We start from the raw sequence: 368 nt of genomic DNA, 5'->3' as shown, positions 1-368 counted from the left end.
CGGGGACTTGATCCCCTTGAAGGGTCGTTCGAGACCAGGACGTTGATAGGTCAGGTGTGGAAGCGCAGTAATGCGTTAAGCTAACTGATACTAATTGCCCGTAAGGCTTGATCCTATAACAGGTGTGTTTTTAAAGACGCACGGTTGAGATCACGTGTCGGTCTACGTTAATGCTTCAGCATCTACGTAGAACCCACACTATGTGTGTTGTGCCTGAAACAACACAACCCCAATTCAGCATCACCCTCTTTACGCTTCTTCCCGATTGGCTGTGGCGCGAACACAAAGCGCGACGCAGCAACCCGTCAAGCCTGATGACCATAGCGAGCTGGTCCCACCCCTTCCCATCCCGAACAGGACCGTGAAAC

General features: G+C 51.9%; 1 rRNA gene. It reads left to right on the top strand.

The annotated features are described in order from the left end of the window. A 23S ribosomal RNA gene (locus tag AB4Y43_RS40525) occupies window positions 1-115 on the top strand; the annotation flags it as partial. Between the last annotated feature and the right edge of the window lie 253 nt (window positions 116-368).

Origin of the sequence: Paraburkholderia sp. BR10872 (assembly GCF_040965835.1) — a bacterium.
Lineage (GTDB): Bacteria > Pseudomonadota > Gammaproteobacteria > Burkholderiales > Burkholderiaceae > Paraburkholderia > Paraburkholderia nodosa_A.
The sequence above is the reverse complement of the archived record's forward strand: the minus strand, read 5'-3'. Positions and strand labels throughout refer to the sequence as shown.